The organism is Citrobacter sp. R-1.5.2 (assembly GCF_035064245.1).
Taxonomy (GTDB): Bacteria; Pseudomonadota; Gammaproteobacteria; order Enterobacterales; family Enterobacteriaceae; genus Citrobacter.
On sequence record NZ_JASEYC010000124.1, the window covers coordinates 1 to 229 of the forward strand.

General features: G+C 63.8%; 1 protein-coding gene. It reads left to right on the forward strand.

Annotated features, from left to right (window positions below; translation table 11 throughout):
* Positions 1-229 (forward strand): benzoate/H(+) symporter BenE family transporter (locus QMN38_RS26895; protein WP_323606449.1); only part of this gene is annotated, 229 nt, incomplete at both ends.

Here is a 229-nt window from a genome sequence, read left to right on the forward strand (position 1 = left end):
GGGTGACCCTCGCCGAGGCCGTGGGGATCTTTATTTTCGCCAACGCGCTGATCGTTATCTGCGGCGCCACCGGCCTGTTTGCCCGGCTGATGCAGATCATTCCCCATTCGCTGGCCGCCGCGATGCTGGCTGGGATCCTGCTACGGTTTGGTTTGCAGGCCTTCGCCGGCTTACAGGATCATCTGCCGCTGTGCGGCGGGATGCTCGCCGCCTGGCTGCTGTGTAAAGC